This is a genomic window from Pseudomonas sp. 2957 (assembly GCF_031456345.1).
Lineage (GTDB): Bacteria > Pseudomonadota > Gammaproteobacteria > Pseudomonadales > Pseudomonadaceae > Aquipseudomonas > Aquipseudomonas siliginis.
Genome location: NZ_JAVDUL010000001.1, coordinates 634,592 through 656,503, shown reverse-complemented (window position 1 = coordinate 656,503; position 21,912 = coordinate 634,592). Strand labels below are relative to the sequence as shown.

General features: G+C 58.9%; 15 protein-coding genes and 2 pseudogenes. 4 read left to right on the top strand and 13 right to left on the bottom strand.

The window, feature by feature from the left end; genetic code table 11:
* Positions 1-26 precede the first annotated feature (26 nt).
* The 12 genes from J2Y39_RS03000 to flhA all read right to left on the bottom strand — a co-directional run bounded on the left by J2Y39_RS03000 (position 27) and on the right by flhA (position 13,619).
* Positions 27-980 carry a CheW domain-containing protein gene (locus J2Y39_RS03000; protein ID WP_041479626.1) on the bottom strand — a complete coding sequence of 318 codons (954 nt, stop codon included), beginning with the start codon at positions 978-980 and terminating at the stop codon, positions 27-29.
* A gap of 118 nt (positions 981-1,098) precedes the next feature.
* Positions 1,099-1,887, bottom strand: coding sequence for a ParA family protein (locus J2Y39_RS02995; protein ID WP_024012121.1), 789 nt, complete (start codon positions 1,885-1,887; stop codon positions 1,099-1,101).
* Between the two features lie 43 nt (positions 1,888-1,930).
* On the bottom strand, positions 1,931-2,821 hold the full coding sequence (motD, locus tag J2Y39_RS02990; RefSeq protein WP_016771054.1) for a flagellar motor protein MotD: 891 nt from the start codon (positions 2,819-2,821) through the stop codon (positions 1,931-1,933).
* Positions 2,822-2,833: 12 nt separating this feature from the next.
* Positions 2,834-3,574 carry a flagellar motor protein gene (locus J2Y39_RS02985; protein WP_016771055.1) on the bottom strand — a complete coding sequence of 247 codons (741 nt, stop codon included), beginning with the start codon at positions 3,572-3,574 and terminating at the stop codon, positions 2,834-2,836.
* Positions 3,574-4,719 carry a chemotaxis response regulator protein-glutamate methylesterase gene (locus J2Y39_RS02980; protein WP_056783833.1) on the bottom strand — a complete coding sequence of 382 codons (1,146 nt, stop codon included), beginning with the start codon at positions 4,717-4,719 and terminating at the stop codon, positions 3,574-3,576. The genes J2Y39_RS02985 and J2Y39_RS02980 overlap by 1 nt, the downstream gene beginning before the upstream one ends.
* 49 nt (positions 4,720-4,768) lie before the next feature.
* On the bottom strand, positions 4,769-7,054 hold the full coding sequence (locus J2Y39_RS02975; RefSeq protein WP_150741290.1) for a chemotaxis protein CheA: 2,286 nt from the start codon (positions 7,052-7,054) through the stop codon (positions 4,769-4,771).
* 53 nt (positions 7,055-7,107) lie between these two features.
* Complete coding sequence (locus J2Y39_RS02970) at positions 7,108-7,896, bottom strand: protein phosphatase CheZ (protein ID WP_016771058.1); 789 nt, start codon at positions 7,894-7,896, stop codon at positions 7,108-7,110.
* 18 nt (positions 7,897-7,914) lie between these two features.
* On the bottom strand, positions 7,915-8,286 hold the full coding sequence (locus tag J2Y39_RS02965; RefSeq protein ID WP_024012118.1) for a chemotaxis response regulator CheY: 372 nt from the start codon (positions 8,284-8,286) through the stop codon (positions 7,915-7,917).
* A gap of 167 nt (positions 8,287-8,453) precedes the next feature.
* The gene (gene fliA, locus J2Y39_RS02960; protein ID WP_016771059.1) at positions 8,454-9,194 is read right to left on the bottom strand and encodes an RNA polymerase sigma factor FliA; all 741 of its coding nucleotides are present in this window, start codon (positions 9,192-9,194) and stop codon (positions 8,454-8,456) included.
* Positions 9,191-10,021: a flagellar synthesis regulator FleN gene (gene fleN / locus J2Y39_RS02955; protein ID WP_016771060.1), complete on the bottom strand. Its 831-nt coding sequence runs from the start codon at positions 10,019-10,021 to the stop codon at positions 9,191-9,193. The genes fliA and fleN overlap by 4 nt, the downstream gene beginning before the upstream one ends.
* 116 nt (positions 10,022-10,137) lie before the next feature.
* Entirely contained in the window at positions 10,138-11,478 is a 1,341-nt protein-coding gene (gene flhF, locus J2Y39_RS02950; RefSeq protein WP_024012117.1) for a flagellar biosynthesis protein FlhF, read from the bottom strand.
* Positions 11,479-11,489: 11 nt separating this feature from the next.
* A complete protein-coding gene (flhA, locus tag J2Y39_RS02945) occupies positions 11,490-13,619 on the bottom strand; it encodes a flagellar biosynthesis protein FlhA (protein WP_310214979.1) in 2,130 nt (709 codons plus the stop codon).
* Positions 13,620-14,239: 620 nt separating this feature from the next.
* Here flhA and J2Y39_RS02940 point away from each other — a divergent pair.
* The 4 genes and pseudogenes from J2Y39_RS02940 (at position 14,240) to J2Y39_RS02925 (ending at position 20,103) form a co-directional block, all read left to right on the top strand.
* Positions 14,240-14,595 (top strand): annotated as a pseudogene (locus J2Y39_RS02940) (DUF6124 family protein).
* A 248-nt stretch (positions 14,596-14,843) separates the two neighbouring features.
* A complete protein-coding gene (locus tag J2Y39_RS02935; protein ID WP_310214975.1) occupies positions 14,844-17,126 on the top strand; it encodes a hypothetical protein in 2,283 nt (760 codons plus the stop codon).
* A 151-nt stretch (positions 17,127-17,277) separates the two neighbouring features.
* A pseudogene (locus J2Y39_RS02930) lies at positions 17,278-17,517 on the top strand (DUF6124 family protein); the annotation flags it as partial.
* Positions 17,518-17,793: 276 nt separating this feature from the next.
* Positions 17,794-20,103 carry a hypothetical protein gene (locus J2Y39_RS02925; protein ID WP_310214973.1) on the top strand — a complete coding sequence of 770 codons (2,310 nt, stop codon included), beginning with the start codon at positions 17,794-17,796 and terminating at the stop codon, positions 20,101-20,103.
* Between the two features lie 668 nt (positions 20,104-20,771).
* Here J2Y39_RS02925 and flhB read toward each other — a convergent pair.
* On the bottom strand, positions 20,772-21,911 hold the full coding sequence (gene flhB / locus J2Y39_RS02920) for a flagellar biosynthesis protein FlhB (protein ID WP_016771065.1): 1,140 nt from the start codon (positions 21,909-21,911) through the stop codon (positions 20,772-20,774).
* Between the last annotated feature and the right edge of the window lies 1 nt (position 21,912).

The window sequence follows — 21,912 nt, the reverse complement described above, 5'->3', positions numbered from 1 at the left end:
CCATCGCCTGATAGTTATGTCGGCTGCTATGTCGGTTTATGTAGCGGCTTGTTGCCACTCAAGTGCTTTGCCCCGCCGCTGGCGATCAATTCGGCCAGTGCGGATACGTCAAGCAATGCACACATGTGCTCGATCACGGTGCCGGCGAGCCATGGCCGCTGACCCCGGTGACTTCTCCATTTGATTTCATTCGGGTCCAGGCGCAACGAGCGGCTGACCTGATGCACCGCCAGCCCCCACTCGTAACCTTGTACCGAAATCACATATTGCAGGCCCTGCCGGAAGTCATCGCGGTAACGATCCGGCATGACCCAACGCGCGGTGTCCAAGACTTTCAGATTGCCGGCCTGGCTCGGCAGAATGCCGAGGAACCACTCCGGCTGGCCAAACAGCGGCGTCAGCTCGTGGCCGGCCAGCGAATAGATCGAGCCGAGGCACACCAGCGGCACCGCCAGGGTCAGCCCGGCGACATCGAACAGCAAGCATTCGAAGGCTTCGGCAGCCCAGGCCGGACGGCCATCGGGTTCGACCGGTGGCGGCGGGTTGTTCGGTGGCAGGTGCACTTCGACCAGCGGCGGGACCAGCACCTTCGGCTCCGCAATCTGCGGCGCGGGTTCTGGCTCCGGCTCGGGTTCCGGCACGGTCAATAATTGCGTTTGCAGCAGCGGCGCCAAGGTCGACAGCGGCGCGCGCGGTTCGTCGATCAGCGCAACTGGCGCTTTGGCCACGGGGGCAGCAGCGGGCGCGGCAATTGGAGCGACGGATTTCTGCGCGTCGCGGGCCTGCTCCTCCAGCACCGCTGCCTGGAACTCGTCCATGGCCTCGGTGCTTTCCACCACTTCAGGCTGCGCCTGTTCGACGACTGGCGGCGGCGCTTCGACCGGCGCAGGCAAGTCCTCGGGCAGGTCGAGCAACAGGTCTTCCAGATAGGACTGCAAGGCCTGTTGCGGACGAGAAGTCAGCTTCACCGGCCGGTTCATGCGCGACTCCCTGCAGGAGCTGCCGAAGGCTGCGATCTTTTGATCTTTTCAGGAGCACTGACAGGCCAGATCAAAAGATCGCAGCCTTCGGCAGCTCCTACACGAATAAAGATCATGCTCAGGCCACCTGCGGAACAAGTTGCTGCGCGAGCAGGTGCTTGAGCAGTGCGCGGTAGGCCAGGACGCCACGGCTCTTGCCGTCGAATTGCGAAGGCGTGACACCCGCCCGGCTGGCGTCGCGCAGACGGGTATCGACCGGGATGTAGCCGTGCCAGATGTCGTCGGGGAATTTGTCACGCAGCACGCGCAAGGTGCCCATCGACGCCTGCGTGCGGCGGTCGAACAGGGTCGGCACGATGCTGAACGGCAGCGGTTGTTTGCGCGAACGGTTAATCATCGCCAGGGTGTTGACCATGCGCTCCAGACCTTTCACGGCCAGGTGCTCGGTCTGCACCGGGATCACCAGTTGCTGGCTCGCGGCAAGGGCGTTGACCATCAGCACACCGAGCAACGGCGGGCTGTCGATGATTGCGTAATCGAAGTCCTGCCACAATTGCGCCAGACTCTTGGCGATCACCAGGCCCAGGCCACTTTGCCCCGGTGACTGTCGCTCAAGGGTGGCCAGTGCGGTGCTCGATGGCAGCAGGGAAATGCGTTCGTCGCTGGTCGACAACAGCAACTGCCCCGGCAGGCCTTGCGGCACGCTGCCCTTGTGCAGAAACAGGTCGTAGTTGCTGTGCTCCAGGCTGTCGGGGTCGTAACCGAAATAGCTGGTCATCGAGCCGTGCGGGTCGAGATCGACCACAACCACGCGCTTGCCCGCCTCGGCCAGCAATCCGGCTAAAGCGATGGAGGATGTGGTTTTACCAACACCACCCTTTTGATTGGCGACTGCCCAGACTCTCATTCAGTTCGTTCCTCCCGGCCAGGTTGATTGGCCGAGACATGCTTCAGCGTGTTAATGCGGGCGACGGAGAATTGACGGCACTCTCGCGTCCCGGCGTCTTGACCGGGGTCGGTGCAGTTTGTGTGCCAGCGCGCTTCAACGCCGCGTCCGGTTGCGCATTGGCGGTTCCGGTGCCCGTCAGGCTGCGGCGCACATCGAGATTGCGCGACACCACCAGCACCACGCGACGGTTCTTCGCCCGGCCTTCGACCGTGGCGTTATTGGCCACCGGCTGGAATTCGCCGTAGCCCACCGACGCCAGTCGCCCAGGGTTTACGCCCTGCATGGCGAGCATGCGCACGATGCTCGCCGAGCGCGCCGAGGACAGTTCCCAGTTGGTCGGGTACTGCGCGGTGCGGATCGGTTGATCGTCGGTGAAGCCTTCGACGTGGATCGGGTTATCGAACGGTTTGAGGATCGCCGCGACCTTGTCGATGATGTTGAACGCGATGTCGCTCGGCATGGCATCGCCGCTGCCGAACAACAGGCTGGAATTGAGCTCGATCTCGACCCACAACTCGTTGCCGCGCACGGTCATCTGGTTGGAGCTGATCAAGTCACCGAAGGCGGCACTGATGTCATCGGCGATGCTTTTCAGCGGATCGCTGGCCCCGGAAATACCGGCGTCGACCTGTTCGGCATCCTTGACCAGCGGCTTGGCCGGGGTCACGGTTTTCGGTCGTTCGTCGCCGATCGGAATCGGCTTGAGCGAGCGATCGGAGTCGGTAAACACGCCGATCAGCGCTTCGGAAATGACTTTGTACTTGCCTTCGTTGATCGACGAGATCGAGTACATCACCACGAAAAACGCGAACAGCAAAGTGATGAAATCCGCGTAGGACACGAGCCAGCGTTCGTGATTAACGTGTTCTTCCTGGTGGCGACGACGAGCCATGAGGTTATTCCCTTAGTCCATGAAGCCTTGCAGCTTCAACTCAATGGAACGAGGGTTTTCACCTTCGGCGATCGACAGAATTCCTTCCAGCAACATTTCGCGATAACGCGACTGCCGCAACGCGATGGACTTGAGCTTGGCCGCGACCGGCAAGAGGATCAGGTTGGCACTGGCCACGCCGTAGATGGTCGCGACGAACGCCACGGCAATCCCGTTACCCAGTTGCGACGGATCGGCGAGGTTGCCCATCACGTGGATCAGGCCCATCACCGCACCGATGATGCCGATGGTCGGCGCGTAGCCGCCCATGCTTTCGAACACCTTGGCCGCTTCGATGTCGCGGGATTCCTGAGTGTAGAAATCCACTTCGAGAATGCTGCGAATGGCTTCCGGCTCGGCGCCGTCGACCAGCAGTTGCAAACCCTTGCGCGAGTAGCTGTCAGGTTCAGCGTCGGCCACGCCTTCGAGGCCGAGCAAGCCTTCCTTGCGCGCCGTAAGGCTCCAATTGACCACGCGGTCGATGCCGCCGGCCAGATCGACACGCGGCGGAAAGAAGATCCAGCCGAGAATCTGCATGGCGCGCTTGAACGCACTCATCGGCGATTGCAGCAGCGCAGCACCGACCGTGCCGCCCAGCACGATCAGCGCTGCCGGGCCGTTGGCCAGCGCGCCGAGGTGACCGCCTTCAAGGTAGTTGCCGCCGATGATGGCGACGAACGCCATGATGAGGCCGATTAGGCTGAGAACATCCATCAGATACACGCCTCGACGATGTGCTTGCCGATGTCGTCCAGACCATACACGGCATCAGCCAGATCGGCTTTGACGATGGCCATCGGCATGCCGTAGATCACGCAGCTTGCTTCGTCCTGCGCCCACACCGAACTGCCGCCCTGCTTGAGCAGACGCGCGCCTTCGCGGCCGTCGGCGCCCATGCCGGTCAGCACCACTGCCAGAACTTTGTCACCGTAAGACTTGGCTGCAGAACCGAAGGTGATGTCCACGCACGGCTTGTAATTCAGACGCTCGTCACCCGGCAAAATTTTCACCGCGCCACGGCCGTCGATCATCATCTGCTTGCCACCCGGCGCCAGCAGCGCCAGGCCCGGACGCAGGATGTCGCCATCCTCGGCTTCCTTGACGCTGATACGGCAGAGCTTGTCGAGACGTTCGGCAAACGCTTTGGTGAACGCCGCCGGCATATGCTGGATCAGCACGATCGGCGCCGGGAAGTTCGCCGGCAACTGCGTCAGTACGCGTTGCAGCGCGACCGGGCCACCCGTCGAGGTGCCGATGGCAACCAGTTTGTAGGCTTTGCGTTTCGGTGCCGGCGACGAAGCACTGGCAGCGGATGCACGGGCAGGCGCAGGCGCAGGTGCCGGACGTGCCGGGACAGGGCTGCTGTGGCTCGTGTGGCTGCCGTAGCTCGACGCTGCCGGAGCAGGCGTCGGCGCTGGCGCAGCGGCGGGAGCCGGCGCGCTGTAGGCACTGAAACGACGGTTACTGCGCGAGATGCTGTGGACTTTCTCGCACAGCAACTGCTTGACCTTTTCGGGGTTGCGCGAGATGTCTTCGAAATTCTTCGGCAGGAAATCCACCGCGCCGGCGTCCAGCGCATCGAGGGTTACCCGCGCGCCTTCGTGGGTCAGCGAGGAGAACATCAACACCGGGGTCGGGCAGCGCTGCATGATGTGCCGCACTGCCGTGATGCCGTCCATCATCGGCATCTCGTAGTCCATGGTGATCACGTCAGGCTTGAGGGCCATGGCCTGATCGATCGCCTCTTTACCGTTGGTGGCCGTGCCGACCACCTGGATGCTCGGATCCGCCGAAAGAATTTCCGAGACGCGGCGGCGGAAAAAACCCGAATCGTCCACCACCAGGACTTTGACTGCCATAAACACTCCATTAGGTGCAGCGGCGCGTCATCGCGCCGCCGCCCCGGATTCAAATACGCTTTGTGGCGTAACGCTTGAGCATGCTTGGAACATCGAGAATCAGCGCAATGCGGCCGTCACCGGTGATGGTGGCGCCGGACATGCCCGGAGTTCCCTGGAGCATTTTGCCCAATGGCTTGATGACCACTTCTTCCTGGCCGACCAGTTGATCGACGACGAAGCCGATGCGCTGAGTGCCCACCGAAAGAATCACCACATGGCCTTCGCGCTGCTCTTCGTGAGCGGCGGAGCTGACCAGCCAGCGCTTGAGGTAGAACAATGGCAGCGCCTTGTCGCGCACGATCACCACTTCCTGACCGTCGACGACGTTGGTGGTCGACAGGTCGAGGTGGAAGATTTCGTTGACGTTGACCAGCGGGAACGCAAACGCCTGATTGCCCAGCATGACCATCAGCGTCGGCATGATCGCCAGGGTCAGCGGCACCTTGATGACGATCTTCGAACCCTGGCCCTTGGTCGAGTAGATGTTGATCGAACCGTTGAGCTGGGAAATCTTGGTCTTCACCACGTCCATGCCGACACCACGGCCGGACACGTCGGAGATCTCGGTCTTGGTCGAGAAACCCGGGGCGAAGATCAGGTTGTAGCACTCGGTATCGCTCAAGCGATCGGCCGCGTCCTTGTCCATCACACCGCGTTTTACCGCGATCGAACGCAGGACGTTCGGGTCCATGCCTTTGCCGTCGTCGGAGATCGACAGCAGGATGTGGTCGCCTTCCTGCTCGGCCGCCAGCACCACGCGACCGCCACGGGCCTTGCCCGATGCTTCGCGTTCTTCCGGCGACTCGATGCCGTGGTCGACGGCGTTGCGCACCAAGTGGACCAGCGGGTCGGCGAGGGCCTCGACAAGGTTTTTGTCGAGGTCGGTTTCTTCGCCCACCAGTTCCAGGTTGATCTCTTTCTTGAGCTGACGCGCGAGGTCGCGAACCAGACGCGGGAAGCGCCCGAAGACCTTCTTGATCGGCTGCATCCGCGTCTTCATCACGGCGGTCTGCAGGTCAGCGGTGACCACGTCGAGGTTCGACACGGCCTTGGACATGGCTTCGTCGCCGCTGTTGAGGCCCAGACGCACCAGACGGTTACGCACCAGCACCAGCTCGCCGACCATGTTCATGATCTCGTCGAGCCGCGCGGTGTCGACGCGCACGGTGGTTTCCGCTTCGCTGGCCGGCTTTTCTGCCGGGGCAGCAGCTGGCGCGCGGGCCGGAGCCGGTGCAGCAGCGGCGGCCGGTTTCGGCGCCTCGGCTTTCGGTTCAGGCTTGGCGGCAGGCTTCGGCGCAGCAGCGGCAGCCGGAGCTTTCGCCGCTGGCGTGGCGACGCTCGACACGGAGCCGGCAGTCGCAGCGCTGGCGTCAAACTTGCCTTTGCCGTGCAGTTCGTCGAGCAGCGATTCGAATTCGTGATCGCTGATCAGGTCACTGCCGGCCGCAGCGGCTGCCGGTGCAGCAGGTGCTGACGGGGCCGAAGCGATGGCCGATTCCAGCGCGTCAACGGCGAAGTTGCCCTTGCCGTGCAACTGATCGAGCAAGGCTTCGAATTCGTCGTCGGTGATGTCCGAGCTGTCGCCCGTAGCAGGCGCGGCCGGAGCAGCCGGCGCTGCTGGTGCCGCCGGAGCGACCGCATCGACAGCAAACTGGCCTTTGCCATGCAGTTGATCGAGCAGCGATTCAAATTCGGCGTCGGTGATTTCATCGCTGGCCGCCGTGTCGGCAACCGGCGCGGGAGCAGCAACAGCGGCCGGAGCCTCGGCCTGGGCCTTGACGGCATTCAGCGAGTCCAGCAGTTGTTCGAATTCGTTATCGGTGATGTCGTCCGAGGAGTCGCTTTCAACGACCAGTTCTTCGATCATCTCGGCAACCGGCGAAGCTGGGGCTTCATCCGCCGATTGCGGTTCGGCCAGACGCGCCAGCGCGGCCAACAGTTCCGGCGTGGCAGCGGTGATCGGTGCACGCTCACGGACTTCGCTGAACATGCTGTTCACCGCGTCCAGTGCTTCGAGCACAACGTCCATCAGTTCTGCATCAACGCGACGCTCACCCTTGCGCAGGATGTCGAACACGTTTTCGGCGATGTGACAGCACTCCACCAGCTCATTGAGCTGAAGGAAGCCGGCGCCCCCTTTTACAGTGTGGAAACCGCGAAAAATTGCATTGAGCAGATCTGCATCATCCGGACGGCTTTCCAGCTCGACCAGTTGTTCGGACAGTTGCTCAAGAATCTCGCCGGCCTCAACCAGGAAATCCTGAAGGATCTCTTCATCGGCGCCGAAGCTCATTAATGGGGTGCTCCTACAGGTCTAAAAACCCAAAAAACCCGAATTCCGAAACTCTAGAATCCAAGGCTGGATAACAAATCGTCCACATCGTCCTGACCGGACACAACGTCTTCTCGTTTATCGGCATGAATCTGCGGACCTTCACCCTGCGAGAGATGTTTTTGTGGATCTTTTTCAGCAAGCATTGCGGCGCGGTCATGTTCGATGCCCGCAAAGCGGTCGACCTGACTGGCCATGAGCACGAGTTTGAGCAGATTGCTTTCGACTTCGGTGACCAGTTGGGTCACACGCTTGATCACTTGACCTGTGAGGTCCTGGTAATCCTGAGCCAGCAGGATGTCGTTGAGGTTGCTCGACACCGCACGGTTGTCCGTGCTGCTGCGTGACAGAAAACCGTCGACCCGGCGCGCCAGTTCGCGGAACTCTTCAGCCCCGACCTCGCGACGCATGAAGCGGCCCCAATCGGCGCTCAATGTCTGCGCTTCATCAGCCAGACTGTTGACCACCGGGGTGGCGCTTTCCACCAGATCCATGGTGCGGTTGGCCGCGGCTTCCGTCAGCTTGACCACATAGCCCAGGCGTTCGGTGGCGTCGGTGATTTGCGACACTTCCTCGGCCTGCGGCATGTGCGGATCGATCTGGAAATTGACGATCGCACTGTGCAGTTCACGTGTGAGCTTGCCCACTTCCTGATACAGGCCGCGGTCACGGGTCTGATTGAGCTCATGGATCAGTTGCACCGCGTCGCCGAACTTGCCTTTTTCAAGGCTCTCGACCAGTTCGACCGCGTGTTTTTTCAGGGTCGATTCGAAATCGCCCTGTGATGATTCGTTATGCTCCATAGCTCCCCCGCGCATTCATCAGCCGATGCGTTCGAAAATCTTCTCGATTTTGTCTTTCAACGCTTGAGCCGTGAAAGGTTTGACTACGTAACCGTTCACACCGGCCTGAGCGGCCTCGATGATCTGCTCGCGCTTGGCTTCAGCAGTCACCATCAACACCGGGAGGTGCTTGAGTTTCTCATCGGCGCGCACGTGACGCAGCAGGTCGATACCGGTCATGCCCGGCATGTTCCAGTCCGTTACCAGAAAGTCGATGCTGCCGCTGTTGAGCACCGGAATGGCAGTGGTGCCATCGTCGGCCTCGACGGTGTTGGTGAACCCAAGATCGCGCAGCAGGTTCTTGATGATCCGCCGCATCGTTGAGAAGTCATCAACGATGAGGATTTTCATGTCTTTGTTCAATTCGACCTCCAAGCAGTCTTAAACGCGCCCAGCACCTGGACGCGCCACTTCAATCAATCGGCGCAGCACTTAAAGTTTGTCTGGAGCACAACGGATCGAGACCGGCGCCGCTTATCACCGCACCAGCCTCGTTTCGCAGTGTCCCCACACTGCCTTCAGCGCGCTCGCCACTCCCCCAAACGCCCCCGCAGACGGGCCGCGCACTGGCTGTGTAACTGGCTGACCCGCGATTCACTGACGCCAAGGACTTCACCGATTTCCTTGAGGTTCAGCTCTTCGTCGTAGTACAGCGCCAACACCAGTCGCTCACGCTCCGGCAAATTGGCAATCGCGTCCGCCAGCGCCGCCTGGAAGCGTTCATCTTCCAGATCGCGTGACGGCTCCATATGAGCACTGGCGCCATCCTCGTGCAGCCCTTCGTGTTCGCCGTCCTGCAACAGGTCGTCGAAACTGAACAGGCGACTGCCCAAGGTGTCATTCAGAATCCCGTAGTAATCGTCGAGACTCAATTGGAGTTCGGCCGCAACCTCGTGATCTTTAGCGTCACGGCCGGTTTTAGCTTCAATCGAGCGAATCGCGTCGCTGACCATCCTGGTATTACGGTGAACCGAGCGTGGTGCCCAATCCCCTTTGCGCACTTCATCGAGCATCGCGCCGCGGATTCGAATGCCCGCGTACGTTTCGAAACTGGCGCCTTTGCTGGCGTCGTATTTGGTCGAGACTTCCAGCAAACCGATCATCCCGGCCTGGATCAGGTCTTCGACCTGCACGCTGGCCGGCAGGCGCGCCAGCAAGTGATAGGCAATGCGCTTGACCAGCGGCGCGTAGCGCTCGATCAATTCGTATTGCGCGTCGCGCGCCGACTTTTTGTAAAGATTCATGCCACTGGCGGTCATATCACAGGCCCTGCGGTTTGCTGCACGAGACGCTCGACGAAAAATTCCAGATGCCCGCGCGGGTTGGCGGGCAGCGGCCAGGTATCGACCTTCTGGGCGATGGCCTTGAAGGCCAGTGCGCACTTGGAACGGGGAAAGGCTTCGTAGACGGCGCGCTGCTTCTGCACTGCCTTGCGCACGCTTTCGTCGTATGGCACGGCGCCGACGTATTGTAGGGCGACGTCGAGGAAGCGATCCGTGACCTTGGTCAACTTGGCGAACAGGTTGCGCCCTTCCTGCGGGCTCTGCGCCATGTTGGCCAGCACGCGGAAGCGGTTCATGCCGTAATCGCGGTTGAGCAACTTGATCAGCGCGTAAGCGTCGGTGATCGAAGTCGGCTCGTCGCAGACCACCAGCAACACCTCTTGCGCGGCGCGTACGAAACTGACTACCGAGTCACCAATACCCGCAGCGGTGTCGATCACCAGCACGTCGAGATTGTCGCCGATGTCGCTGAACGCCTGGATCAGGCCGGCGTGTTGCGCCGGGCTCAGGTGCACCATGCTCTGCGTGCCGGAGGCCGCCGGCACGATGCGAATCCCGCCCGGGCCTTGCAACAGCACGTCGCGCAGTTCGCAACGGCCTTCGATAACGTCGGCCAGTGTGCGCTTGGGTGTCAGCCCCAGCAGAACGTCGACGTTCGCCAGGCCCAGGTCGGCGTCCAGCAGCATGACCCGACGGCCAAGCTCTGCCAGCGCCAGCGACAAGTTCACTGACACGTTAGTCTTGCCGACGCCACCTTTGCCGCCGGTCACCGCGATCACCTGTACGGGATGCATGCTGCCCATGTTATTTCTTTACCTTGTCTTGCATAGACGGAGGCCACATTACTGGCTGCGCGTTCCTGATCGGAACAATGCGTGGCAGACCATCGATGTAGGTACAAAAACTGTTCATGATTACCTCAGCCAACCTGCTTGGTCGGGCTGTGATAGATATCAGCGAACATGTCAGCCATGGCTTCTTCGCTGGGTTCTTCCTGCATTTGCACGCTGACGGCGCGGCTGACCAATTGATGACGACGCGGCAGATGCAGATCATCCGGAATCCGTGGGCCATCGGTCAGGTACGCGACCGGCAATTCATGACTGATCGCCAGGCTCAACACTTCGCCGAGACTGGCCGTTTCATCCAGTTTAGTCAGGATGCAGCCGGCCAGCCCGCAACGCTTGTAACTGTGATAAGCGGCGGTTAGAACCTGTTTCTGGCTGGTGGTTGCCAGGACCAGATAATTTTTTGAGCGAATGCCACGCCCGGCCAGGCTCTCAAGCTGCATGCGCAACGCCGGATCACTGGCTTGCAGGCCGGCAGTATCGATCAAAACCACGCGTTTGCGTAGCAGTGGATCCAATGCCTGCACCAGCGATTGACCCGGATCGACGTGCGTTACCGGCACGTTGAGGATGCGCCCGAGGGTTTTCAATTGTTCCTGCGCGCCGATGCGGAAGCTGTCCATGCTCACCAGTGCAACGTTCTGCGCGCCGTACTTGAGCACATAACGCGCGGCGAGCTTGGCCAGCGTGGTGGTCTTGCCCATGCCGGCGGGGCCGACCATGGCAATCACACCGCCCTCTTCCAGCGGCTCGACTTCCGGCACGGCAATCATCCGCGCCAGGTGCGCGAGCAGCATGCGCCAGGCCTGACGGGGTTCTTCGATATCGGTGATCATCGCCAACAGATCGCGCGACAGCGGGCCGGACAGGCCGATGCGCTGCAGACGGCGATACAGATTGGCCTGGGCCGGACGGCTGCCTTGCAGCTGATTCCAGGCCAGGGTGCCGAGCTGCACTTCCATCAGCTCGCGCAGGCTGTTCAATTCAAAACGCATCGAATCCAGTGCACGCGGATCGACACCCGCCGAGGCCTGCGCAGGCGCTGCGGCCGGGCGCGTCGGCGCGGCGTAGGTCGGCTCGCTCAACGGTTCGGCAGCAGTCAGCGGCAGGCCTGCGGTCAACGGCAGCCCGGCGAACAACTGCTGATTGGTGTTGCCGTCGGCTTCGCCACGCAGGCTCAGCTCGGCCTGGGCGGTGACGATGCGCGACTGGGTCTTGCGCAGCTCGTCTTCGAGTTCCATGTTCGGAACCCGTGGCGCCAGCGCCGACAATTTGTAATCCAGAGCCGCCGTCAACTCGACGCCGCCGGCGATGCGGCGGTTGCCGATGATGGCGGCATCAGCGCCCAGCTCATCGCGAACCAGCTTCATGGCCTGACGCATATCGGCGGCGAAAAAACGCTTAACTTGCATAAACCACTACCTCAGCCGTTGGGCCCTACTGTCGCAACGATGGTCACTTGCTTGTTGTCCGGTACTTCCTGGTAGGCCAGTACATGCAGCCCTGGCACTGCGAGGCGGCCGAAACGCGAGAGCATCGCGCGAATCGGGCCTGCTACCAGCAGGATCACCGGCTGGCCTTGCATTTCCTGACGCTGGGCCGCTTCGATCAACGAACGCTGCAGCTTCTCGGCCATGCTCGGCTCCAGCAGAACGCCCTCTTCCGAGCCTTGTCCTGCCTTCTGCAGACTATTGAGCAATATCTGTTCCAACCTTGGTTCCAATGTGATTACAGGCAGCTCGGACTCAGTGCCTACAATGCTTTGGACGATTGCACGGGATACGCCGACCCGCACAGCGGCGACCAGCGCGGCGGTATCTTGACTCTTGGCAGCGCTGTTCGCGATCGCTTCGGCGATGCTGCGAATGTCGCGCACCGGCACGTGCTCGGCGAGCAGCGCTTGCAGGACCTTGAGCAACTGCGACAGCGAAACCACGCCCGGCACCAGCTCTTCCGCCAGTTTCGGTGAACTCTTGGCCAGCAATTGCATGAGTTGCTGCACTTCCTCGTGGCCGATCAGCTCACTGGAGTGCTTGTACAGAATCTGGTTCAAGTGGGTGGCGACCACGGTGCTGGCGTCAACCACGGTGTAGCCGAGCGATTGCGCCTGGGCGCGCTGGCTGATTTCGATCCACACCGCCTCCAGGCCGAAAGCCGGATCTTTGGCGTTGATACCGTTGAGCGAGCCATACACCTGGCCGGGGTTGATCGCCAGTTCGCGGTCCGGGTAGATCTCGGCCTCGGCCAGAATCACGCCCATCAGCGTCAAGCGATACGCGCTCGGCGCCAGATCAAGGTTGTCGCGGATGTGCACGGTCGGCATCAGGAAGCCCAGATCCTGCGAGAGCTTCTTGCGCACACCCTTGATCCGCGCGAGCAATTGCCCACCCTGATTGCGGTCTACCAGCGGAATCAGGCGATAGCCAACTTCCAGGCCGATCATGTCGATCGGCGTGACGTCGTCCCAGCCCAGCTCTTTGGTTTCCATGGCGCGGGCCGGCGACGGCAGCAGTTCCTGCTGACGCTTGACCTCTTCCAGCGCCACGACCTTGGCAACGTTCTGCTTTTTCCAGAACAGGTACGCGCCGCCCGCAGCCAGCGCCGCCATGCTCAGGAAGGAGAAGTGCGGCATGCCCGGCACCAGACCCATCACCGCCATCAAACCAGCGGCCACGGCCAGCGCTTTCGGCGAGGCGAACATCTGGCGGTTGATCTGCTTGCCCATGTCTTCCGAGCCGGAAGCACGGGTCACCATGATCGCCGCTGCTGTAGATAACAACAGTGATGGCAATTGCGCCACTAAACCGTCACCGATGGTCAGCAAGGCGTAAACCTTGCCCGCGTCGCCGAAGCTCATGCCATGCTGGAAGATACCCACGGCCATGCCGCCGATGAGGTTGATGAACAGAATCAGCAGGCCGGCGATCGCGTCACCACGGACGAACTTGCTGGCACCGTCCATCGAACCGTAGAACTCCGCCTCCTGGGCGACTTCCTGACGGCGCGACTTGGCTTGATTCTGGTCGATCAGGCCGGCGTTGAGGTCGGCGTCGATCGCCATTTGTTTGCCGGGCATCGCATCGAGGGTGAAGCGCGCGCTCACCTCGGAAATCCGCCCGGCACCCTTGGTCACCACGACGAAGTTGATGATCATGAGGATCGCGAAGACCACGATACCGACCACGTAGTTACCGCCGATCACCACCTCACCGAACGCCTGAATCACCTTACCAGCCGCGGCATGGCCGTCCTGACCGTGGAGCATTACCACCCGCGTCGAGGCCACGTTCAGCGCCAGTCGCAGCAACGTCGCCACCAGCAGAATCGTCGGGAACACGGCGAAATCCAGCGGCCGCAGCGCATACACGCAGACCAGCAGGACGACGATGGACAGGGCAATGTTGAAGGTAAAGAAGACGTCGAGCAGGAACGGCGGTACTGGCAACATCATCATCGCCAGCATGACCAGCAGCAACAACGGCACGCCCAGATTGCCTCGACTGAGATCGGCAACGTTGGTGCGTGCTGTATTGAATAACTGAGTGCGATCCACCGGTTTTCCCCGTTCCTTTAAAGCAAACTTTTGACGCCCCGAACGGGCGCAGGGCGGCTATTGCAAGAAGCTTTCCAACTTTTGCCGGGGAATGAAATAGAGCGGTTTTACTTGGGATTTATCGGCTGATTGGGCTGGCCCCTTCGCGAGCAGGCTCGCTCCCACAGTTTGACATGCATTCCCAATCGGACATTTGGAATACGGCCCCTGTGGGAGCGAGCCTGCTCGCGAAGAGGACTTCGAATGCGGCGCATTTTTTTCGATTTAAACGAAGCTGTTTACAAGACACCTCCAGACACGGTCTCAAGGCTACAAATCCTTGCGCCATTGCCTACAGCCAAGCCAGAATCCGCCGGCTTGTGCACCTGGGGGTCGGATTCTATTGTGGTCCGGTCGCTGACGAATCAGCGATCGGGTTTAGCGACCCGGATCTTGAATAGGTGCATCAGCGTTCCATGCTTTGTCGCGGGTTCAGTATCTGCGACTGCGCCATGGTGGCTGTATGTGGGAGACCTTCGGGTCTGCCGGGTGCCTATAACCGGTTCGCTAACCTGCGTACAGCCGCCACCTTACTGTTTAGCGACAGTGCCTGACGGCTCCACTTATATAGGAGCTTCACCATGATCAAACCCACACCCAACCCACCCGAAACCGACCCCACCTCCCCCTACGAATCCCTCGATTCAAAAAAGCTCAACGACGCCCCCGAACGCGCGCTCGATCACTACCTCTGCCCACCCCTACCCCACCGCCACGCAAAACCCGCCGGATGTACGCCGTCACTGCGGACTTCAAAAACGAGGAACTGCTGGCCGACGCCAGCGAAACACTCGCCTCAGCCAGAACCATCGCCCATGACTTCGCCCATCTCATACCGGCGTCGCAGCGCAGGACGCTGCTGGGGATTGCGCAACTGATCATGCTTGGGGAGCTGGCGGTGAATCGGGTAATGGATAATCTGGAATTGCCGCAGTAACAAACCCTGAATAAAGCGCTATGGCTGCTGACGTCTTCGCGAGCAGGCTCGCGAAAGTTGACTACCAGGCGACACATCTTCGTGACACATACCCCCCATCAACCGAGATGGCGGGGCCTCATTGCTCCATCGCTCAACCCGACCATTCGTCTGAGACTCATTGACACCTGTCAGATCTGACAGGTGCGCAATCGGCCATTAAGCGCTCTGATGGCACCTGACCTTTCCACCGCTCAGGAGCATCAGTCATGACCACAACCCAGACACCCGACAACGCCGTGTTGGCGCTCTCCCCACCCCGCGCTCCTGAAGCGACTGAGCCGGTAGTGGGTGCCCATTATGGCGTCCCCAAACACGTATATGACCTCAAACCCATGGGCCTGACCATCGCCGTCGATCCTCCGCTAGCCGGTACGGTGCAAGCAGGCGACGTGATCCGGCTAATGCTGAACGGCGCCAGTACCGAAGCGACAAAAACCATCCAGACAGGCGAGGAAAACGAGGTTCAGACCCTTTATCTGCCCAAAGGCTTGTTGCTGCCAAATCAGCTCAATACGCTCGTTTACACCATCACCCGCGCCAGCCAGAACATCGGCACTTCAACGCCGGAGCTGACCTTGCTGTACAACGCTATTCGCCCAGGCATCGAGGATCGCACACCGGGTGACGGCGCCCATTCCGAACTGCAACTGATCCTGCCGCAGGACGTGATCGAGGACGGCATCGACGCCGAGCGCGCCGAACAAGGCGTGCAGGTGTGCTTTGCCTACCCCTACTGCCGCGCCTACGACGTGATCCGGTTGAACTGCAATGGCCAGGATGTTGAGCGAACCGTCACTGCCGCAGAAGCCCCGACTACCCCTTCAGCCGAGCCAACGACGGTTTGCGTGATGGTTGGGAAAGATGTGTTCCAGCAGGCAGGGGACAATCCGAAGTTCGTCTTTTCCTACACTGTCACCGATCAGCTAGGCAACGGACCGGATACCGACTCGCCTTACTCGGGCGCAGTAGAGGTCGATGTGCACCTGACGGAAACCCGATTGGTCGCCCCCGATCTGGCCGAAGACCCGGACGATCCTAGCGATGACCCAAGCACCATCGATCTGGCCAAACTCGGTAGCAAGGACCTCACCGTACTGGTCCATGCATTCGCCCCACTTTGGCAGCCCAACGACAAAATCCGTGTGATCTACACCGCCAGCAAACTCGACACCCCCGTGGAGTCGCACACCGTCGAGGCCGATGTCGGGCGCATTCCGTTCACCTACAAGCTGAAGGTGCCCAATGCCAAAGTAATCGCCGGCAGCGTCGTACGGGCGAAATATGAACTGGTGCGCGGCGGCATCACTATTGCGACCTCCAAGACCACCACGGCCGATGCAATCGACGGCAGCACCATTGTGTTGCTGCCCCCGTTTCTGGTGGCACCGGCCGTTGACCCGATTGATGTACTGGCCTATCCGAACGGCGTGACGGTGCGCATCGAGTATCTTGGCGCTTTAAAAGGAGACCGTGCACGACTGGTGGAAGTCAATGCACCGGCGGGCTCGCCGCAATTTCCATTGGTGGAATTCAATGCCAACAAACGGGTGAACACGTTATTGAGTCCGGCATTTCTAGCAGCCCGGCATGGGAAAGTGATTGAGCTGCGCTGGAATTTGAATCGCAATGGGGGTAGAGCTGGACAATCAGAATCGGTCAAGCTGAACGTGTCAAAGATTATAGATGGCGATGAGCGTTTACCTTCTCCGAGAGTGTCACAGGCGCCGGATAACAAAGTGCTAGATTTGCGTACATTTGAAGGAGCCGCCGAGATCACCGTGATACCTTGGATCGGAATTAGCACTGAAAACTTCGTAAACCTGAAGATCGCAGGAAAAGATAACAATGATGATAACTGCGTCATACCAATATTAACTGACCACAACATCACGGAGACGGAAAAAGCGTCAGGACTAAAGGAAAGCGTTTCCAGGGAAAATCTTTTAACACTCAAGCACGACACTAAATTTGAGATTCTCTTCGAAGCGTTACCGAGCGCCACCACAAACTCGACACCAATTATCTTCCCCACGTTAAATTTGAACTTATTGAACGACCCTTTGATTGTAATGGAAGATTTCGAGACGGGCACCGACGGAAACAAGCCTGTTGGCACAGTCATGGACTTTCCAAGCATGACCGTTACTGTCGTAGCGGGGAATTCTAGCATTGCCACTAGTAGCATTTTCGCCCCGTATTTGATATCTAAATATATATATATTTACCACAATTCAACTTTAAGATTCACACTGAAAAATACAGCAAGAAGTATTAGATTCGGCATCGCATCCATCTCTCGAGTTCAAACGACCTACACATGCTACGATGAAAATCTACAGCTAATTAAGTCCCACCTCACGCCCCCATATGAAGTGCCAGATCAAGTCTGGGCCGAGATCACAGAAACACCGAACAGAAAAATAAAGTACATAGACTTAACTAACGGGAGATATGGCTGCTCCGTGGATAACTTCTCAATAATTAATTGATCCATTGCTGTGACGCCGTCATAGATCGCTGGGCATCGGATTGTTCTCGATGCCCAGCGCTACGGCAAATAGACTCAGTTTGGAGTTTTTACAATAGTGATCGCGTTAAAAAATACCTGCAGACACGCCCTCCATCCTACAAATCCTCGCGCCACGGCCTACAGTCAAGCCAAAAACCGCAGGCCTGTACGCCATTACCGCCGCCACTAAAAGCGAAGGCCTGTTGGCAGACGCTTAAGAACCCCCTACCTGCGCCAAAACCATCGCCCAGGAATTCGCCGGGCTGGTCAAACCATCGCAGCGCCGAACGCTGATGGGGATTGCGCAACTGATCATGCTCGGGGAACTGGCGGTAAATCGGGTGCTGGATAATCTGGAGTTGCCTGGATGATGCGGTTCGGCTGAGTGATTCGAGTGAGAGAGCCGGCCTTTTGGCGAGCAAGCGCGCTCCCACATTTTGATCTTCTTGGATGCAAATCTTGCAGCGGCTGAAGATCCTGTCGAGTGCAGCTTGCGCGAGCTAGGCCTCTCGGCGGCGCAGGAGCGCCCACTCCTTCAGCGATACCATTGGTCGGAAAACCGTCCCCACCTGTCAGATCTGACAGGTGACGGGCGCCTCGTTCTGCGTTGTGATGAACCTTGCCTGCCATTGTTCCTGGAGAACAGAATGAGCGTTCAAGTCCATTCAACCGAAGCCAACGCTGCCCTGGCCTTGTATCCCGTGTACCCCCCGCAATGGATAACACCGGTGCTGCCTCCAGGTACTGCCGATGGTGGCCTTCCTCTCTCGGCATTCACTCCATCTGGGGTAGAACTTGTCATCGACCCCATAACCGGCTTGCGGAATTGGGTCATGGCGGCTTATGACGTCGTGACTATTTTTGTCAACGGAGTCAACACCGGCATCAGCAAAACCATCTATCCCGGTGAGGAGCAGGAACGCATTCTTTTGCACGTGCCGGCGAGCTGGTTCACAAACGGTGTCAACGATGTCCGCTACAGAGTGACCCGAGCCAGCGGTAACGACGCTGACTCACCCACACTTAAGCTGCTCTACAACAACCCGGCGCCTACCGTCACCGTCAGCCATCCACCCAGCGTCGCACCGGGGCAGACGGCAGTCATCACGATCACCGTCGGTTACTCACGGCCTCACGACACGGTCACGCTCACCATAGGCACCTGGAGCATCACATTTCCCAACCCCACAAGCCCGATCAACCATACCCTGACGGCTGCCGAATTGCAGTTGATTGGCGACGGCACCCATTCGGTCTTCGCCAGGGTGCGCGATCAATTGACCAACAACAATGAGTCGGCGACGACCCCGATCACTATCACCGCCAATCAGAAGGTGTACAACTCGCCGATAATCGCTGAGGCCGTGGACGGCATGCTCGACGTGGCCGCACTGAGGGGCCAGGACGCCACGCTGCGAGCACGCGACTGGACGGGAATCCAGGTCGGTCAGCAGGTGTGGTTGAAGCTCACCGGCCAGAAACCTGACGGCTCGGCACACGTCCTGCAATTCTGGAATGGTGACACCCACAAGGTGAATGCGACCTGGGTCAGTCAGGGGTTCTGGGATAAACCGCTGCTCATAGCTTTTCTGAAAGAATTGAAAGAAGGATCGCTGTTGAAACTGGAATTCTGGGTATCGGAGGACAAGAGCAATGACTTCGCTAGCGCCACGCGGTTTCCGGATCAGGTGTATACCGTCATTGGCCTGCAACTTGACCTGCCACCCCCAACCTTGACCCCGCCCACTGTGCCGATTGACGTTTTGGCTAATCCGGATGGAGTGAAGCTTCAGATAACAGGTTTCGCAGCAGAGAAAGACGATAAAGCTCAATTCGTCCAGGTGAACGCGCCGGCCGGTGCGCCGCCGTTTCCGGTGGTGGATTTTGTTGGTGGGATTGCAGAGATTTCATTGAGCGCTGCGTTTCTGGCGGCTTGGCATGGCAAGGCGATTGAGTTGCGGTGGGATTTGATTCGTACCGGAGTTCCGGCTGGAGAATCACCAACAGTCAGGTTTGATGTCATGACAATCGCTGATGGAGACCCGCGTTTGCCGACACCCGTAATTCTCCAAGCAATTGGGCCGGACGGAGGAAAAGTACTTGATTTATCGACTTTTGATGGCGATGCGACTGTGACAGTCGATACCTGGACAGCCATGGCAAAGGGACAAAAGTTCTGGCTGCTTTGCGTAGGAAAAAAAGATGATGGATCGGACTACGAAATTTCGTTGGCTAATGGAATTGAAATTGAAATGCCAGGTAAATTGAGCAGAACGCTTTTGCGTTCGGAACTAGACCGCCTTGTTGATGGATCTCTTCGCGTGGACATTAGTGTTGGATTCAGCACCAACGGGGACAAAAACGAAGCTACTCTGTTCCCTAGTCTAAATGTAGGCCTCAAGGTACGTGCAAAACTCATCATAGATGATTCACCTTTAGAGTTGTCAGGCAGGACAGTGTCAATCGTGAATACCAGTGGTCAGTACATCGATAGATGGCGCCTTACGGGTGTTCATCCGTCTGGAGCCTCAGCAAATCGTCAAGCGTCAGGAGGAGTGGGTCAAATTACTTATCAATCGGATAATCCAAAAATCGCAAACGTCAATGACGTCGGGTTAATCTGGAGTGAAGGTAATGGCAGCACCACCATCAATGTAAGAGATAGCTCAGGCCAACATGCCTCAATTTCTGTTTCTGTAAGCAACGTCGAACAATGCATTGTCTCACCATCACTTATAGCTGATTCAAAGATTGATCAGTGGGTCAATGCGAATGGCCGTGCTGTAAAAACGTCAGACCTGGTTTTGTTCCGGACTAAATTTTTTGTGACTCAGTTCGCTGGCTATGGAATTCGCTCAGACGTTAGTTTGTATTGGGGGTTGTACAACGAAGGACAAGGGTGGAGAGAGCATGCTTATCATTCTAGCCCTGGACACACTGTCTTGTGTTTGCGGTAGTGAGTCGACGCTTCGCCTCATCAGAATTGAGAGAAAAGGGGACAGGAGTAAAGGGAACGGATTTATTTAACCGGTGATCTAGAACAGCGGGGCTTGAACTTGGTTGTTTTCCTGACCGGGATGACCCCTTAGCAAGCAGGCTCACTTTCGACGGTTGATCGCATTACAAGTGGAATCAAGTTTGCTCGCGAAGGCTGACTGGCAGGCAATAATCGCCCAAAAAAACCGCCGTTGCGCATCATCGGGACGGCGGTTTTCTTTTCAGGTGTTTGGCGATGAGGGCAAACTGCCGGTCAATACCGAAGGATTTTCACTTTCCCATTTTTGGTCCTGGGCAATTCGAACTCGACTTCGCCGCCCACTTTGATCTTCGCCTGCAAGGCCTCAGCCAATGGAACGCTGAATCGGTACTCTTTGGCAGTCAGAAAAAATTCGTGGCTTCGGCAAAGGAAAGGCATCGTCCCGTCGGCTTCGGCGTGATGGTGCCTTTGCCGGTTTTTTCATCGTAGCTGCTGAAAATACCTTTCATCGTCGTGCTCCCTTGCACTCGCTCGCCTGACCGCGCCAGTACGCAGCTGCATCTTGCATCAAACTGCAAAATCACGGCGACTGCACCTGTCAGAGTTGACAGTAAAGGGGAATCTCAGACAAAAGGCTGCGCAGCAACGTCAGGAATCCCGCCGCAAGTCCGGTGGAATCGGCAGATCATCCTTGAGCGGGTCCGGCCGTTTGCCCTTGCCCGCCTGGTGTTGGCGGATCTGGTAGACGTAGGCTAATACCTGCGCCACCGCCAGATACAGTCCACCGGGAATTTCCTGCTCAAGCTCAGTTGAGTAATAGATCGAGCGCGCCAGCGCAGGCGACTCGAGCAGCATGACGTTGTTGGCCACTGCGATTTCGCGGATTTTCAGGGCGATGAAGTCGCTGCCCTTGGCCAGCAGCACCGGCGCGCCGCCCTTCTCCGAGTCGTACTTGAGCGCGACCGCGTAGTGGGTCGGGTTGGTGATGACCACGTCGGCTTCGGGAATCGCCGCCATCATCCGTCGCTGGGACATTTCGCGCTGGGTCTGGCGAATGCGTTGTTTGACCTCGGGTCGGCCTTCCTGGTCCTTGTGTTCGTCGCGCACTTCCTGCTTGGTCATCTTGAGCTTCTTCATGCTCTCCCAGATCTGCACCGGCACGTCGACGGCGGCGATGATGATCAGACCGCAGGCCAGCCACAGCGTGCTCCAGCCCACCAGCAAGACGCTGTGGATGATCGCCATGTCCAGTGGTTCGTGGGCGATGCGCAGCAAGTCGTCGACGTCGGCGGACAATACCAACAGCGCCACGCCCAAGGTAATCAGAAACTTCGCCAATGCCTTGAGCAGTTCAACCACAGCCTTGAACGAGAACATCCGTTTGAGGCCGGCGGCCGGGTTCATCCGGCTGAATTTGGGTGCCAGCGAACTTGCCGCGAACAGCCAGCCACCCAGGGAGATTGGCCCGATGATGGCGGCGAGCAACAGGGTGATCATCACCGGCTGAATCGCCAGCAACGCGATCAGGCCCGACTCCAGCAAAAATCGGCCCATGGCGCCCTGATCCATGACCACTTCGCGGGACAGGGTGAAGTTCAGGCGCATCACGTCCATCATTTCTTGCGCAAGCATGCCGCCGAAAATCAGCAGCGCAGAGGCGCCGGCCATCATCACGGCCAGGGTGTTGAGCTCTTTGGAACGGGCGATTTCACCCTTCTCACGGGAGTCCTTTTTGCGCTTCTCCGTGGGGTCTTCCGTTTTGTCCTGACCGCTTTCGCTCTCTGCCATG

Excerpts from the sequence above, each read along its gene's own strand:
- J2Y39_RS03000 (WP_041479626.1), bottom strand. The coding sequence starts at position 980 with ATGAACCGGCCGGTGAAGCTGACTTCTCGTCCGCAACAGGCCTTGCAG.
- J2Y39_RS02995 (WP_024012121.1), bottom strand. The coding sequence starts at position 1,887 with ATGAGAGTCTGGGCAGTCGCCAATCAAAAGGGTGGTGTTGGTAAAACC.
- motD (WP_016771054.1), bottom strand. The coding sequence starts at position 2,821 with ATGGCTCGTCGTCGCCACCAGGAAGAACACGTTAATCACGAACGCTGG.
- J2Y39_RS02985 (WP_016771055.1), bottom strand. The coding sequence starts at position 3,574 with ATGGATGTTCTCAGCCTAATCGGCCTCATCATGGCGTTCGTCGCCATC.
- J2Y39_RS02980 (WP_056783833.1), bottom strand. The coding sequence starts at position 4,719 with ATGGCAGTCAAAGTCCTGGTGGTGGACGATTCGGGTTTTTTCCGCCGC.
- J2Y39_RS02975 (WP_150741290.1), bottom strand. The coding sequence starts at position 7,054 with ATGAGCTTCGGCGCCGATGAAGAGATCCTTCAGGATTTCCTGGTTGAG.
- J2Y39_RS02970 (WP_016771058.1), bottom strand. The coding sequence starts at position 7,896 with ATGGAGCATAACGAATCATCACAGGGCGATTTCGAATCGACCCTGAAA.
- J2Y39_RS02965 (WP_024012118.1), bottom strand. The coding sequence starts at position 8,286 with ATGAAAATCCTCATCGTTGATGACTTCTCAACGATGCGGCGGATCATC.
- fliA (WP_016771059.1), bottom strand. The coding sequence starts at position 9,194 with ATGACCGCCAGTGGCATGAATCTTTACAAAAAGTCGGCGCGCGACGCG.
- fleN (WP_016771060.1), bottom strand. The coding sequence starts at position 10,021 with ATGGGCAGCATGCATCCCGTACAGGTGATCGCGGTGACCGGCGGCAAA.
- flhF (WP_024012117.1), bottom strand. The coding sequence starts at position 11,478 with ATGCAAGTTAAGCGTTTTTTCGCCGCCGATATGCGTCAGGCCATGAAG.
- J2Y39_RS02935 (WP_310214975.1), top strand. The coding sequence starts at position 14,844 with ATGACCACAACCCAGACACCCGACAACGCCGTGTTGGCGCTCTCCCCA.
- J2Y39_RS02925 (WP_310214973.1), top strand. The coding sequence starts at position 17,794 with ATGAGCGTTCAAGTCCATTCAACCGAAGCCAACGCTGCCCTGGCCTTG.
- flhB (WP_016771065.1), bottom strand. The coding sequence starts at position 21,911 with ATGGCAGAGAGCGAAAGCGGTCAGGACAAAACGGAAGACCCCACGGAG.